The organism is Citrobacter braakii, assembly GCF_002075345.1.
In the GTDB taxonomy this organism is placed as follows: Bacteria; Pseudomonadota; Gammaproteobacteria; order Enterobacterales; family Enterobacteriaceae; genus Citrobacter; species Citrobacter braakii.
The window spans coordinates 597,203-610,796 of the sequence record NZ_NAEW01000001.1; the positions used below are offsets into that span (position 1 = coordinate 597,203).

Below are 13,594 nucleotides of genomic sequence, written 5' to 3' on the forward strand. Positions count from 1 at the left end.
CAAGAGGGAAATAGCATTTTTCTTCCTGAACTCACGCGATTGCAGAGTAATTAAGCAAGTTGATTATATTTTGTTGATTTTGCAGCGTGTTTTTTATTCAGACAGTGAGCTTGGGCATAATGGGGACTGTTTGAATGACAGGTGCGCTCAGACTTTAAGCGCAGCAAGGATCGCGGTTTCTATTTTCTCAGGGGTAGTGAACGGCGCAAAACGCTTGAGCGGTTTGCCGTCACGTCCGATCAGGAACTTAGTGAAATTCCACTTGATACGCCCACCCAGCACGCCGGGTAATTCGTTTTTCAGGTAACGAAACACCGGATGTGTAGCCGCACCGTTGACTTCCACTTTCTCAAATATCGGGAAGCTCACACCGTAGTTGATGTGACAGGTTTGCGAGATGTCGTCGGCCCCGCCAGGCTCCTGATTACCGAACTGGTTGCAGGGGAAACCAAGCACCACCAAACCCTGCGCGGCGTACTTCTTGTAAAGCGCTTCGAGGCCTGCATATTGCGGCGTGAAGCCACAATGGCTGGCAGTATTGACCACCAGAACCAGTTTGCCAGCGTAGTCGGCCATAGTGACGGGCTCACCATGCAGACGGGTGGCTGTAAGTTGATAAAAGGTGATCATGCCGGAATCCTCAAATAAGATCGCATTACTCATTTTATTATGGTCGCAACTGTCTGATTAATAAACTGACCGTTGAAGTGCTGGCGATTTATTATTTTGTCGGGTTATCGCTAACGTTTTTAAACGCGTCACCCCAGCAGCATCGTTAGGTGACGACTAAAAATGGGGGGCGTGACGTTGTGCGCGATATAGATATAAAAAAATCCACGCCTGGCGTGGATTTAGAGAGAGTGTGAGAGCAGGGGATTAACGTTCGTGCCTTGCCATTAGCAGTGCCAGGTCGACGAGGCGATTAGAGAATCCCCATTCGTTGTCGTACCACGCCAGAATTTTGACCATATTGCCGCCAATCACCAGCGTTGACAGGCCGTCGATGATGGATGAGCGCGGGTCACCCTGATAGTCGCTTGAGACAAGCGGTTCATCGCTGTAACCGAGGATCCCTTTCAGTGGCCCTGTCGCGGCGGCGTCACGAAACGCATTATTGACCTCCTCTGCTGTAACATCCCGCTCAAGCGTTACGGTCAGATCGACAATGGACACCACCGGAACCGGTACGCGCAGCGAGTAACCGGTTAAGCGACCATCCAGCTCCGGGATGACTTTGCCAAGCGCCTTCGCGGCACCGCTGGAGTAGGGGACAATCGACAATGCAGCGGCGCGGGCACCACGAAGATCTTTTTCCGGCTGGTCGTGCAGCGCCTGGCTGTTGGTATAGGCGTGGGTGGTATTCATCAAACCATGCTTAATGCCGAAATGTTGGTGCAAAACCTGTGCGGCAGGTGCCAGACCGTTAGTGGTGCAGCTACCGTTGCTGACGACAAAGTGTTTATCCGCGGAGTAGAGGTGATCGTTAACGCCCATCACGATGGTTAAATCATCGTTCTTACCGGGGGCGGAGATAATCACTCGTTTTGCGCCACCGCTGTTGATATGCACCGCCGCCTTGTCACGTTCAGTGAAGAAGCCGGTTGCTTCAATGACAATATCGACTTCACGCTGACGCCATGGGATGTTGGCTGGGTCGCGTTCGCTGAACACGGTAATGGATTTACCGTTAACCACCAACTGCCCCTCACCGGCGGTGACGTCGGCGTCGAGTTTACCGAGCAGCGAGTCGTATTTCAGCAGATGCGCCAGCGTTTTACTGTCTGTCAGATCGTTGATTGCCACGATCTGGATTTCCGGGTTACCCAGTGCAGCACGCAGTACGTTACGTCCGATACGGCCAAAACCGTTAATACCGACCTTTACCATGATGAACTCCTTATCTGTTGTCTCTGGAGTAAATTTAGGCCGGTCACGTGTTGGCGTAAATGACAAAAAAGGATCACTTTACGCCATTTTACGACAGTGAAAGCGTTGGCGATATTCACCAGGCGTCAGGTGAAGCTGTTTTTCAAACAGCCGTCGCAGGTTAATGCTGCTGCCAAATCCTGTTTGTTCGGCGATACGCTCCAGCGTCTCGTTGGTCTGCTCCAGACGCTGTCGTGCTGCGGCCAGACGGGCTTCAGCCACATAGCGTGCCGGTGATGCGCCCGTTTCTCGGGTAAACACGCGGGTGAAATTACGCGGACTCATGGCGACTTTTTCCGCCAGTTTATCCACACTGAGATCGGCGGTGAGGTTCTCAAGCAGCCAGGTGAGCAGATCGTTAATCGGGCCCAGGGTGCTGGTCTGCTGAAGGTTGTAGCGGCTAAACTGGAGTTGTCCCCCGGGACGGCGCAGGTACATGACGAAATCCTGAGCGACGTCGCGCGCCAGACTGAAGCCGTAATCCTCTTCAACTAACGCTAACGTCAGGTCAAAGCCGGAACTGACGCCACCTGATGTCCAGATGTGTTCGTCCTGGATATAGAGCGGACCGCTTTCGACGCGCACCTTAGGGAATTCTGCCTGCATAGTTTCCAGTAGCTTCCAGTGGGTGGTGGCTCGTCTGCCGTCCAGCAGCCCGGTTTCTGCCAGCAGCATCGCGCCGCCGCAAATGGATGCAATGCGGCGGGCGTGGGGAGCGGCAAGGCGTAGCCAGTCAACCACTGCAATCCCTTCCTGCGGGTTTTGACCTCTGCCAGTGATGATGATGGTATCGAGAGGTTCGCGAGGATCTATCTCATGTAGGCGATGATCTGCCAGTAGATTTAGGCCGGACTGACCATGGATCACCTGATGCGGTTGCGTTGTCGCTAACTGAACCTGGTAACACGTCTCCGTAGCGCCTTTGGGATGCAGGCGGTTGGCCTGCATCAGAATGTCGGCAATACCGGCGGACTCAAACAGCATACCGCCATCGGGAACAATAATGAGTATCTTCTTCATGTCCTGAAAAGTAATCTTTTTACACAATAAGTCAATATTACATACTCAACTGGAAAAAGCCTTACCCGTGGCGTAGCGACATTACCGCCACAGGCCGATGGTTTGATGTTGACTCAACGGCGTTGCCTGAGCATCTCCCTTGATTAAGAATAGCGTTGCATTGACCCATTAAACTCACCACGAGGGGCTGACGCTCTGCTACACCAAAAATGGTATTGTTCTACAAGTCACTCTCCTGACGAGGTCTTATGAAAATCAGAAGGTTTAGTAATGGAGATGAAATTTCGTTATTCAGCGTCTTTTTATCTTCTGTACATACCCTCGCATCACATTACTACACACAGGAACAAATAGATGCGTGGGCCCCAACGGATATCGACCCGGAACAATGGGCCAATCATATGAAGGAATTACGCCCCTTTGTTGTTGAAGTGGATGGTGAAATAGCTGGATATGCAGATCTTCAGCCAAATGGGTACATTGACCATTTCTTTGTCTCGGGAACCTACCCGAGACAGGGAGTAGGGACACTACTGATGAATCGCATTCATGAAGAAGCCAGACAACGTGGAATTGGCGAACTGACTTCAAATGTCAGTAAGGCTGCGGAGGCGTTCTTTCTACGACACGGCTTTCATGTTGTGGAACGTGGGTTTCCTGCCTGTCGCGGAGTGACATTACAAAATGCACTGATGCGAAAATATTTGGTGAAAAAATAGAAGATAACTGGGCTAAAGTTCCGCGATCAGCGAGGGCGGACACTCGGCTCTCTGCCGTATGCCATGACAGAGAGCACGCCAGAAATGAATGGATAGTTCTAGTTTGCTTTGCAGTTTTGACGGGATGTGACAATCGTCATTGCTGCTGCCGCCAGAAGTAAGAAACCACTCAAGCCAAAAGTACTGCGCCATCCCAGAGTGTCGAATACCATCCCACCTGCCGTTGAACCCAGAGCAATTGATAGCTGGATCACCGCAACCATTAAGCCACCACCCGCCTCTGCATCTTCGGGTAGTGCCCGCGCTATCCATGTCCACCATCCCGTTGGCGCAGCCGTTGCTAGTAGTCCCCACAGGCTGAGCAATACGGCAACAGCCCAGATGCTGTGTCCAACCAGCAGTAACGCCCCGGCAGTCGCTGCCATAAGCAGGGGGATCATGATTAAAGTCTGATAAAAACTTGTGTTCAGGAATATTGATACGGCCAGTGTGCCGACAAAACCCGCCACGCCTATTGCGAGCAAAATCAGAGAGAGACCAGTAGGGCCTACGCGGGTTACGGTCTCAAGAAAGGGGCGCACGTAGGTAAATAAGGCAAATTGCCCCATGAAGAAGAATCCGCAGGCCAGAAGTCCCGCAGGGACAATGGTGATGCGGAACAGATGACGCATAGATCTCTGGGATTTTTGTTTTTTATCGTTTTCCATCGATGGCAGGCTGACCCACTGCCAGATGAACGCGGCTATAGCCAGGGGAACGAGGCATAAAAATGCCCCTCGCCAGCCCACGGTCGTCCCCAGATAGCTGCCAAGCGGTGCCGCTACAACGGTAGCCAGCGCGTTCCCACCGTTAAAAATCGCCAGCGCGCGGGGAACCTGATGCTGCGGAACGAGCCGAATGGCGGTTGCAGCAGACATGGACCAGAATCCACCAATAACCACCCCAAGCAGGGCCCTCCCCAGCATATAAACCGGATAGCTGGGTGCCAGGGCGACGACTATCCCCGATATGGCCATTAAAACCGTCAGCCCCTGCAGGAGATGTTTTCGGTTCAGATCTCCGGCAATATGGGAGATAGTCAGGCTGGTAATGACCGCCAGCGCGCCAGAGATTGCAATTCCCTGGCCAGCCAGCCCTTCGGTAATGTGTAAATCACTGGCAATAAGCGTAAGCAGGCTGACCGGCATAAACTCGGAAGCGATCAGCACAAACACGCACAGCGTCATGGCAAACACGCCCCCCCAATGCGCATGCTTTTTTTCGTAATGCGGTTTTAGTCTTACTGTGGACATTATCAGATCTCTTAATATCGAATCGGCCAGGTTCAGGCGCAGTCCGGACAGACGTCATTCAGGAAATCACGTCAAAACATGGATGAAAATGATCTGCAGGCGTTTTACAGCCGCCTGCAAATATCAGGCGGCTTGGGGCGATTATCTTAGGTTGGTATTGAAAAACTGCTCAAATTTAGCAAACGGAATCTTACCCGCAACGTTGTCGTACAGATCAACATGATTTGCCCCCGGCACAATCACCAGCTCTTTCTCATTGCTGCCGATCGTCCTAAAGGCATCTTCAGCAAAATAGCGTGAATGGGCTTTTTCGCCGGTCACGATAAGCGTGGGGATAGTGACTTCATTGGCGTAGCTCAGCAGCGGCATATTCATAAATGACAGCGGCATCGTCGCATTCCAGGCCCCAGTTGAGTTGACCGAACGCGCATGGAAACCACGCGGCATGCGATAATAATCAAAGAATTCTTTCAGAACCGGATTAGGATTTGCGGGTAACGTTTCTGGCAGAATACGTTTCGACGTACTGACGTCCCCCTTTTCATCAACATAAATGTCATGCCCGCCGGGCGCGAAAGCTCCGTTCTTCGCATCTTCCCAGCGCTGTGCGTTCAGATACTGTAATACGGCGCGACGATCCGCAGTGGTATAACGGTCTTTACCATCACCTACGCCATGCCCCATCGCACGGCTCATGTCATACATCACGCTGGTCGCCACCGCTTTCACGCGGGTATCCATCGCGGCGTCGTTTAAGGCCATCCCGCCCCATCCGCAGATACCCAGTAATCCGATACGATTTCGATCAACCTCATTTTGCAGGCCAAGGAAATCAACAGCCGCGCTGAAATCCTCGGTGTTGATATCCGGAGAGGCAACGTTACGCGGATAGCCACCGCTTTCCCCCGTATATGAAGGGTCAAAAGCCAGGGTAACAAATCCCTGCTCAGCCAACGTCTGCGCATACAGACCGCTGGACTGCTCTTTCACCGCGCCGAAAGGCCCGTTGATGGCAATGGCCGCCAGTTTGCGCTCGCCGCGATCCTTTGGAATGTAGAGATCACCGACCAGGGTGATCCCGAAGCGGTTCTGAAAGGTCACTTTACGGTGATTAACTTTCGTACTTTTAGCGAAGGTTTTATCCCATGTCTCGACCAGTGAAACTGGCGCGTTCGGATTGGTTGTATTGGCATAACTCATCGTTGTAACTCCACTTAATGATGCGCAGAGCAGCATGGCTGGTATCGCGGCTGTCAGTTTTTTGGTGAAGGCAGTCATCAAAATCCCCTCATAAAACGTGATAGATACAGGTTTCATACGGACAACACTGCTGTGCTTTGTTGCAATGCGAGCATTATAGTGAGCAGTAATAGTGCTTATTAGAGGGGTAAAATTGCTAGAATTAATACCATATTGTTCTAAATAGTGATGCGATAGCGAGGGAAACGTGATGGCGAAACGGGAAAACTATAATGATTTATACCTGTTCATGCAGGTGGTGCGGGAAGGGAGTTTTACCGCTGCGGCGCAACGACTCGGCCTGGCACAATCAGGTATAAGCCGTTCCGTACGCGAACTTGAAGAAAGACTGGGCGTTCAGCTTCTGGCTCGCACTACGCGTAGGCTATCGCTCACCCATGCCGGCGAACAACTCTACCGGACTATTGAGTCAGGATTCGACGCTTTAGATATGGGGCTTGCCACGCTGGCCCATTATCGCCAGTCCCCGTCAGGTACGGTACGGATTAATGCCAGTCAGCACGCTATTGATAAACTGCTCCTGCCAAAGCTTGCGGTGTTTAAGCAACGCTATCCTGACATCCGGCTGGAACTCATTAGCGAAAGTCGGTTTGTCGATATTATTGCGGAAAGATTCGATGCCGGTGTACGTCTCGGACCGGAAGTTGGCGGTGGCATGATAGCGGTCCGTATTTCCCCCGACATGGAGATGGCCATTGTTGGTACGCCAGAACACTTTCGCCGCTATGGCTTTCCACAAGTCCCGGCAGATTTGGCGGTTCATCCCTGCATCGCTTATCAATTTGGCGATGGAAGCCTCTATACATGGGAGCTTCAACAGGATGGTAAAAAAATAACTCATCAGCCGCAGGGACAATGGGCTTTTGCTGACAGTTATATGGAAGCCAAAGCCGCCAGACTGGGGCTGGGGCTGGCTTATGTTCCGGAAGAACTGGTGTCCGATGATTTAGAAGAGGGTTCGCTCATCAGAGTTTTACAACGCTACAGTCAACGCCTGGAAGGCTCATTTCTCTATTATCCGCACCGCAATGTGTCTCCCGCTCTGCGAGCAGTTATCGATACACTGAGAATTTATGAATGAAGGCGAGGCTGCACACGTGTCAGGGTAACGGGTCTGAGCGAGGTGCGGGCCTTATATACACATCCCCATTAACTTGAGTATGCTCCTCTGTGAATTTGTTTCGAAAATGATGTCGCTGATGTGTTTCATTCCCTGCTTTTTATAGAATTTTTGAGCACGTTCATTTTGTTCAAGAACCTCCAGCCATAAATATTTTTTCCCCTGACTTCGGGCAAGATCTATGACTTTATTAAACATTAGTTGACCGTAATGCTGATTCGTTTTGGTTGGGGCAAGGTAGAGTTTATTAAGTAAAACACCGCTGATGTCTGTATTCGGGATAGTTGCTTGCCATGTCAGCTTCACAAAACCAATCGGCTGCTCGATTTCAACTATATACCAGCTAATGTTTTTATCATTAATACTCTGCTCAATAACAGGAAGTGAATATTCACCCTCCAAATAATTATCAAATTCTGATTCTGACTTCCACATATGCTTAAAGTGCGCAGTATAGAAGCGGTAGCCAAGCTCATTTAGTAATCCCGAATCGGCTAATGTTGCTTGTCGTATGATTAAAGACATGGGAGAGGCCCTTACTTTATGAGAGAAAAATGATCTTAAATTTGTAATATATACGGCCTGTTAAGTCTATATGTCCGTTGTGACTGTCTTACCCTCAAACTTTGAATACGCAATCTAAGGTCTGAAGTTGGTGGAGCTCGACCATTAAGTTATTTTTTATCGATGTTAGCTTCTGGCTCGAAGCAGACAGGCCAACTGATTGCCTGGTCTGCTTTGAGCGAAAATGAAAAGACATCTTCCGAACTTGCGGCTGTTCATTCAGGATTTTACAAACAAGCTCATTATTCCCACTGCCAGGGCGCTATAGAAAAGCAACTGATACAGATTCGTCGGCACGTCTGTCCATTTTCTAACGATGCCCAGCGCGACCACGACCAGCGCAGCCGGGTAAATGGCGCACAGCACGGGAACCGCCATTGCGGTGAGGGAATTCAGTCCCAGCACGGCAAGTGCTGCTGACACCATCAGGGAGAGCGTCACCAGCAGCCCATAAGACGCACCGGTCGTCTGGTTGAAATAGCGCGCTGTTCCGGTCGTCAGACCAATGGCCGTGACCAGACAGGCGAGGGTAATGATCGCCGCCAACAACACCCGGCCATAAACGCCAAAAACAGTCTCGACATAGGCGCTCATCACCTGCATACCGTTCGTTGCGCCCCGCACCGGGCTGTGGGACTGTAAACATCCCGCATAATCGTGCCATTCACATTTAGAGATCATCCGGCATAATCAATCTGCCAACGAAGGAGATCGCTATGCGTAAAGCCCGTTTTACTGAGCATCAGATCATCGCTGTGATTAAGTCGGTTGAAGCCGGACGAACTGTTAAAGATGTCTGCCGGGAGGCCGGTATCTCTGAAGCCACCTACTACAACTGGAAGTCCAGATACGGCGGCATGGAGGCTTCTGATATTAAAAAGATCAAGGATCTTGAGGACGAGAACCGACGTCTCAAACAGATGTTTGCCGACCTGAGCCTTGAGAACCGGGCGCTGAAAGACGTTATCGAAAAAAAGCTTTAAAACCAGCCTTTAAGCGTGAGCTGGTCACTCATCTGATAACGACATTTGGACTCAGTATCCGTCAGGCCTGCCGGAGTCTTAACCTGAGCAGAACGGTTTACCATTACCGTCCGGATACCACGCGTGACGAACCCGTTATTGTCGCGTTGCAGGCAGTGGCAGAGCGATACCCACGATACGGTTTTCCGAAACTTTTTCAGGTTCTGAGGCGGCAGGGACACCCGTGGAATCACAAAAGGATCCACCGTATTTACTGTCTGCTGAAGCTGAACTTTCGTCGTAAGGGCAAACAGCGGTTGCCGGTGCGTAATCCCTCGCCACTGGCCACGCCTTAAGCGCTGAACCAGAGCTGGTCTGTCGATTTTATGCTTGATGCCCTGGTCTGTGGCCGTTGTTTTCGCACGTTCAATGTTGTTGATGACTTTAACCGTGAGGCGTTGTCGATTGAAATCGATCTGAATCTGCCAGCTCTGCGCGTGGTCCGTGTACTCGACAGGATTGCGGCAAATCGCGGCTATCCGGTCATGCTGCGCATGGATAATGGTCCGGAATTTATCTCTCTGGCACTGGCTGAATGGGCAGAGAAACATGCAGTAAAACTGGAGTTTATCCAGCCAGGTAAGCCTACGCAGAACGCTTTCATTGAGCGCTTTAACCGGACATACCGTACAGAAATACTCGATTTTTATCTGTTCAGAACGCTGAATGAAGTGCGGGAAATCACGGAGAAATGGTTGTCAGAATATAACTGTGAACGCCCGCATGAATCACTGAACAATATGACACCGGAGGAATACCGACAGCACCATTATTTGGCCGGGATCTCAAAAAATGCATGGAACTAAAACGGGTCTATTTACATTTCCGCTTCTAAGCCAAATGGAGACTTTAATTTATCTTGATAAACCCCGCCAGTTAGTTTGAAAATGGTGCAATTTCTCAACACAGGGTTTACCCAGATGGCTATGTCACCACCTCCTATTTTTGAAGGCAACGACTATTAGAGCGTCTCTGAAGAATTTTTTAGCAAATTACCAGCTGATCTAAGAGCGCCTTTTGAACAAATAATGAAGAAAGGGGCGGAGATTATTAGCGGTTGCGATAAAGAGATTGAAAGTCTGATTAGACTTATAAAGGTAATACCTACTACAACAAGCCTTAGTTACATTTATCGTCGGCTTCGTACGACCAAGTTTGAAATCACTACTGAATCGATGATGGAACAGGAGATGTTAACAACCGCTTTTGTGGTCAGCTACGCACGTTTGTTCGCCAAAAGCAATGGCACTTGCGTTTTCCAGCGGAATGATCTCCCTGTCCACCTACGGGCTGTTCATGATGAGCTGTATAAAATTCGCAACGAACGTTATGCTCATAACGGAGGTCATAACCCCCTACAGCGGCCTCGTCGGCTTACTGGTTTTAGCGCTATTACCTTCTATAACCTCTCTTTTGCGGTAGATAACTATTGCAGGGATCGTTTGGATGAGCAACATGCGTATAATATGGCTTGCCATCACAAAACTCGCATTCGCGTTAAGCGCCAGTGCCGCAAAGGACATTGATTCCACACTCCCGGGAACCCAGGAGAGCATCAATAAATAAAATGGAAAATCCAGAAGATGCGCCGCTGTAAATGCCATCATGACCGTCACACCCAGTCCAATAGCAATGAGCTGTATTGAAGACCAAAGATGACGCAAAAATGCAGTCAACGTAAATGCAATAAAATGATGCCCCAGTAATATGCCCATCAGGATCATACTGAACTGATTGAAAATATCGGGAAAAAACACAGTCTGAGATGACAAAGGGTGCAGGAGTGCTGCACAAAGCAACGACGTGATCATAAAGGGCGCAGGAAAGTGGAAGCGTTCAAGGCATTTGCCCAACACATAGCCCGCAAAGACAATACCCAATAGCCAGAGCACATTAGTCGTTGCAAACAATACAGGCGGCATGGCCATATGGGTTTGCGCACCGCCGGTAATATATCCGGCAAATAAGGTCAATGTGATGAGCCGTAGCGAGTGCGAAATGATAATTTTTTGCGGCGGCGTTTTAACATGGGACGCTAGCGCTAATACCGCTGCCATTGCCCCCGGAACGGCGCCCAATAACGCCTCTTCCTTACTCCAGCGTAATCGGTGAATACACCACAAGTAGCATGCGGTGAATTGCAGGGATAAGCATACTAATAACAACACCAGTAAAAATGCGATATTTCCTTGCGCCCCAAAAGAAAAATCGCGAAATAAAAGACCAATTGACGTACCAAGAGAGAGTTGAATCACCGTCAGGCTGCCCGGCAGTACTGGCACAGAAAGACCGGTACGTTTTAACACCAGCACGGTAATAAGTGGCCAAACATCATACCTAACGGAACGTTGCAATAGGTAAAACCCAACCCAGCCAGGATACAAAGAGCAAAACCTAACAATAATTTCATACACCTTTCTCCTGGCTACCGGGAGTGTTAAATACTCAGTGAACGGTTTCGTTAACCCAAAGGGTATTTTCAGCAACCCATTGGGTCAATGCATCAAGACGTTCGTGTATTTCCCGGCTGGACTCCGCTTGAACAATAGCACTCACGATCTCGCCATTTGTTAATTTCATCGCGTCATATTGGCGGCCGACGACACCTGTTGCCCGATATTTAACCACAAAAGGCAATGGACATTTTTCCGCAATAGAGAGGAGCGTGCCCTGTGCAGGCGGCACATTTAATTGGCCAACCCGTAAAACGGGTTGTCTTTGCGATAAATCCTGCGGATAGATTTCGCATAAACTGGCTTTAAGCCAGGTCATTCGAGGATCAAGACCAAAAGCGGCCCCTAATTCTTCATTGACAAAGCAGCCACCTAATCGGCAAGCAAGCTCGCCAAAAATAATGTTGTTATCTTTATCAACAAAAACTTCAAGGTGAAGCAATGCGTTTTCTTCCGTTGGAAAAACCTCTTCAGCAAGATATTTGGTGTAGGCAATCAGTTTACGATGCAGCGGCGTGTCATCTTCCATAACCAGACCTAATGTTTTCCCGGATAGAAAATCCAGGCAGGAGACGGTTGCACGAGATGCAGAAACAAATATCGCCTTTCCTTTTAAATACAACGCATTAATTTGATAAGCTTCGCCTTCGATAAATTTTTCAATGAGCAGATTGTGATACTCTTGCGGCTTAACCTGCGCCAGATATTTATAAAGCTGGCCTTCATTTTTAAGAACCACCACGCCCTGTGATCCACGCCCATCATTAGGTTTGATGACGCAGGGATATCCCTGTTCGGCAATGAATCGCGCCATCGCAGTCGCACTGTCGACGCGTGCCATAGCAGGAACCGGTAACTGATGAGACTGAACAAGCGATTTCATCATAAATTTATCACGGAAGAACATGGCCTTTTTTTCACGGTCGTGTGTCAAACCCAGACGATCGCTGATTCGCGCGGCCCTCAGAACATCGATTTCGGCGAGGTAAAAGATACCCGTTGCTTTATTGTCCTGGGCGTAGTGGTAAATATCCATTTCCACGAAGGGATTATCATTAAAGTTTTCATAAAAAAGGAAATAAAAACCTGCCCCCATATGATCAAGAATATTATCGATCTGGCTTGCGCACGTTGCAATCAGAACCGGGGCCACTGATTGCAATGACTGCCACTCTTCACGTGAGTGCTGAAAAATAATTTTTGGTGGACACAGCAAGATATTCATTGTTTTTCTCATTCAATATCAAATGTAATGACAAATACATCCCGATAACCTTTTCCTGGCAACAAAGGAACCACTGCCGCGGTATAATGCTGATAATTCACATCATTGAATATTACTGCATCGCCCGCATGCAGTTTGAACGTAGAGGCATCATTGCCCCCATCATGATTAGGAATAAGCGTGGTTTCTCCACCAGTCACATTCTCAATTTCGCTGCAATAGATTGCAATGTACTTAAAACCATCTTTATGAATACCCTCTGGAGCGGGATATCCAGGCCTTCGGTCATCTGTCGTTATTCTTATTTGATGAATGCCAATATTGTAAGTCGTGTCTGGAAGCAATGGCAAAAGCTTACGAAACACCAGATTCATCACTTCTTCAGCAACGTCTTGTTTTATTTCTGGGTATTTTCTTGCAATACCGCCAGCGTAATTGTTCAGTTTTTCCGCTTGAAAAAACTCACCCACTGCGCACAGATCAAAATACTTTTCACGTCCGGCCCTGGCCTGCATGTAACTTCTGAACCGAAAAATACCATCTTCAGCCTTAAGCCATGGATCGGGTAGTAATTCATCAAAACTATTTTTGACTTTCGCTGAAGTCTTCCCCAGTCGAATATGATGATAGGCGTGCATAGATAACGTCCTTAATACGGTAGTTTGAGCAGTCTACTTATAAGATATGAAATGCATATCCAACAATAAATAATATTGCAGACTCTTTTATACTGATAATCTATGGGCAAAAGTAAGGAGGCAGGCTCCTTACTTTTTAAATAACTCTACTTGCTTTTTTTACGTAACTCCGTCACTGGCACGCCACCAATTCCCCAGTTATCAGTCTCCACTTCATCAATGACCACGATGGTTGTGCTGGGGTTTTTATTCAGGACATCAACCAATAGTTGTGTCACTCCCTCCATTAATTTTTTCTTTTGCTGATCGGTAGCACCTTCATTAGTAATTTTAATATTTACGTAGGGCATATGAA

At 48.8% G+C, this 13,594-nt stretch carries 13 protein-coding genes and 1 pseudogene; 3 read left to right on the forward strand and 11 right to left on the reverse strand.

Features of this window, described 5'->3' with window-relative positions; all coding sequences use genetic code 11:
- Positions 1-147: 147 nt before the first annotated feature.
- The 3 genes from BZK42_RS03130 to BZK42_RS03140 form a co-directional block, all read right to left on the reverse strand.
- Entirely contained in the window at positions 148-630 is a 483-nt protein-coding gene (locus BZK42_RS03130) for a glutathione peroxidase (protein ID WP_080858737.1), read from the reverse strand.
- Between the two features lie 246 nt (positions 631-876).
- Entirely contained in the window at positions 877-1,887 is a 1,011-nt protein-coding gene (gene gap, locus BZK42_RS03135; RefSeq protein ID WP_080858738.1) for a type I glyceraldehyde-3-phosphate dehydrogenase, read from the reverse strand.
- Between the two features lie 78 nt (positions 1,888-1,965).
- Positions 1,966-2,946, reverse strand: a complete 981-nt coding sequence (locus BZK42_RS03140; protein WP_016156397.1) for a GlxA family transcriptional regulator — start codon at positions 2,944-2,946, stop codon at positions 1,966-1,968.
- A gap of 248 nt (positions 2,947-3,194) precedes the next feature.
- Here BZK42_RS03140 and BZK42_RS03145 point away from each other — a divergent pair, with 248 nt between their 5' ends.
- Positions 3,195-3,665: a GNAT family N-acetyltransferase gene (locus tag BZK42_RS03145; protein ID WP_046274913.1), complete on the forward strand. Its 471-nt coding sequence runs from the start codon at positions 3,195-3,197 to the stop codon at positions 3,663-3,665.
- A gap of 98 nt (positions 3,666-3,763) precedes the next feature.
- Here the strand turns inward: BZK42_RS03145 and BZK42_RS03150 are convergent, their stop codons facing one another.
- The gene (locus BZK42_RS03150; protein ID WP_016156399.1) at positions 3,764-4,957 is read right to left on the reverse strand and encodes an MFS transporter; all 1,194 of its coding nucleotides are present in this window, start codon (positions 4,955-4,957) and stop codon (positions 3,764-3,766) included.
- Positions 4,958-5,098: 141 nt separating this feature from the next.
- Positions 5,099-6,235, reverse strand: coding sequence for an alpha/beta hydrolase (locus BZK42_RS03155; protein ID WP_080858739.1), 1,137 nt, complete (start codon positions 6,233-6,235; stop codon positions 5,099-5,101).
- A gap of 172 nt (positions 6,236-6,407) precedes the next feature.
- On the opposite strand from BZK42_RS03155, the gene BZK42_RS03160 reads away from it, so the two are divergent.
- Positions 6,408-7,298, forward strand: coding sequence for a LysR family transcriptional regulator (locus BZK42_RS03160; protein ID WP_016152950.1), 891 nt, complete (start codon positions 6,408-6,410; stop codon positions 7,296-7,298).
- Between the two features lie 51 nt (positions 7,299-7,349).
- Here the strand turns inward: BZK42_RS03160 and BZK42_RS03165 are convergent, their stop codons facing one another.
- Both BZK42_RS03165 and BZK42_RS03170 read right to left on the reverse strand, forming a co-directional pair.
- Positions 7,350-7,862, reverse strand: coding sequence for a GNAT family N-acetyltransferase (locus BZK42_RS03165; protein ID WP_016156401.1), 513 nt, complete (start codon positions 7,860-7,862; stop codon positions 7,350-7,352).
- A 258-nt stretch (positions 7,863-8,120) separates the two neighbouring features.
- A complete protein-coding gene (locus tag BZK42_RS03170; RefSeq protein WP_019076709.1) occupies positions 8,121-8,582 on the reverse strand; it encodes a branched-chain amino acid transport system II carrier protein in 462 nt (153 codons plus the stop codon).
- Between the two features lie 35 nt (positions 8,583-8,617).
- Here BZK42_RS03170 and BZK42_RS03175 point away from each other — a divergent pair.
- Positions 8,618-9,729: pseudogene (locus BZK42_RS03175) on the forward strand (IS3 family transposase).
- Positions 9,730-10,278: 549 nt separating this feature from the next.
- Here BZK42_RS03175 and BZK42_RS03185 read toward each other — a convergent pair.
- The 4 genes from BZK42_RS03185 to BZK42_RS03200 all read right to left on the reverse strand — a co-directional run bounded on the left by BZK42_RS03185 (position 10,279) and on the right by BZK42_RS03200 (position 13,589).
- On the reverse strand, positions 10,279-11,337 hold the full coding sequence (locus BZK42_RS03185; RefSeq protein WP_249025126.1) for an AbrB family transcriptional regulator: 1,059 nt from the start codon (positions 11,335-11,337) through the stop codon (positions 10,279-10,281).
- A 31-nt stretch (positions 11,338-11,368) separates the two neighbouring features.
- Positions 11,369-12,601, reverse strand: coding sequence for an ATP-grasp domain-containing protein (locus tag BZK42_RS03190; RefSeq protein ID WP_080858740.1), 1,233 nt, complete (start codon positions 12,599-12,601; stop codon positions 11,369-11,371).
- Positions 12,602-12,609: 8 nt separating this feature from the next.
- Entirely contained in the window at positions 12,610-13,239 is a 630-nt protein-coding gene (locus tag BZK42_RS03195) for a 2OG-Fe dioxygenase family protein (protein WP_016156404.1), read from the reverse strand.
- Positions 13,240-13,385: 146 nt separating this feature from the next.
- Positions 13,386-13,589, reverse strand: coding sequence for a tautomerase family protein (locus BZK42_RS03200; RefSeq protein ID WP_016152960.1), 204 nt, complete (start codon positions 13,587-13,589; stop codon positions 13,386-13,388).
- Positions 13,590-13,594 lie beyond the last annotated feature (5 nt).

Excerpts from the sequence above, each read along its gene's own strand:
- gap (WP_080858738.1), bottom strand. The coding sequence starts at position 1,887 with ATGGTAAAGGTCGGTATTAACGGTTTTGGCCGTATCGGACGTAACGTA.
- BZK42_RS03190 (WP_080858740.1), bottom strand. The coding sequence starts at position 12,601 with ATGAATATCTTGCTGTGTCCACCAAAAATTATTTTTCAGCACTCACGT.
- BZK42_RS03155 (WP_080858739.1), bottom strand. The coding sequence starts at position 6,235 with ATGACTGCCTTCACCAAAAAACTGACAGCCGCGATACCAGCCATGCTG.
- BZK42_RS03200 (WP_016152960.1), bottom strand. The coding sequence starts at position 13,589 with ATGCCCTACGTAAATATTAAAATTACTAATGAAGGTGCTACCGATCAG.
- BZK42_RS03195 (WP_016156404.1), bottom strand. The coding sequence starts at position 13,239 with ATGCACGCCTATCATCATATTCGACTGGGGAAGACTTCAGCGAAAGTC.
- BZK42_RS03145 (WP_046274913.1), top strand. The coding sequence starts at position 3,195 with ATGAAAATCAGAAGGTTTAGTAATGGAGATGAAATTTCGTTATTCAGC.
- BZK42_RS03160 (WP_016152950.1), top strand. The coding sequence starts at position 6,408 with ATGGCGAAACGGGAAAACTATAATGATTTATACCTGTTCATGCAGGTG.
- BZK42_RS03150 (WP_016156399.1), bottom strand. The coding sequence starts at position 4,957 with ATGTCCACAGTAAGACTAAAACCGCATTACGAAAAAAAGCATGCGCAT.
- BZK42_RS03170 (WP_019076709.1), bottom strand. The coding sequence starts at position 8,582 with ATGATCTCTAAATGTGAATGGCACGATTATGCGGGATGTTTACAGTCC.
- BZK42_RS03140 (WP_016156397.1), bottom strand. The coding sequence starts at position 2,946 with ATGAAGAAGATACTCATTATTGTTCCCGATGGCGGTATGCTGTTTGAG.
- BZK42_RS03165 (WP_016156401.1), bottom strand. The coding sequence starts at position 7,862 with ATGTCTTTAATCATACGACAAGCAACATTAGCCGATTCGGGATTACTA.
- BZK42_RS03130 (WP_080858737.1), bottom strand. The coding sequence starts at position 630 with ATGATCACCTTTTATCAACTTACAGCCACCCGTCTGCATGGTGAGCCC.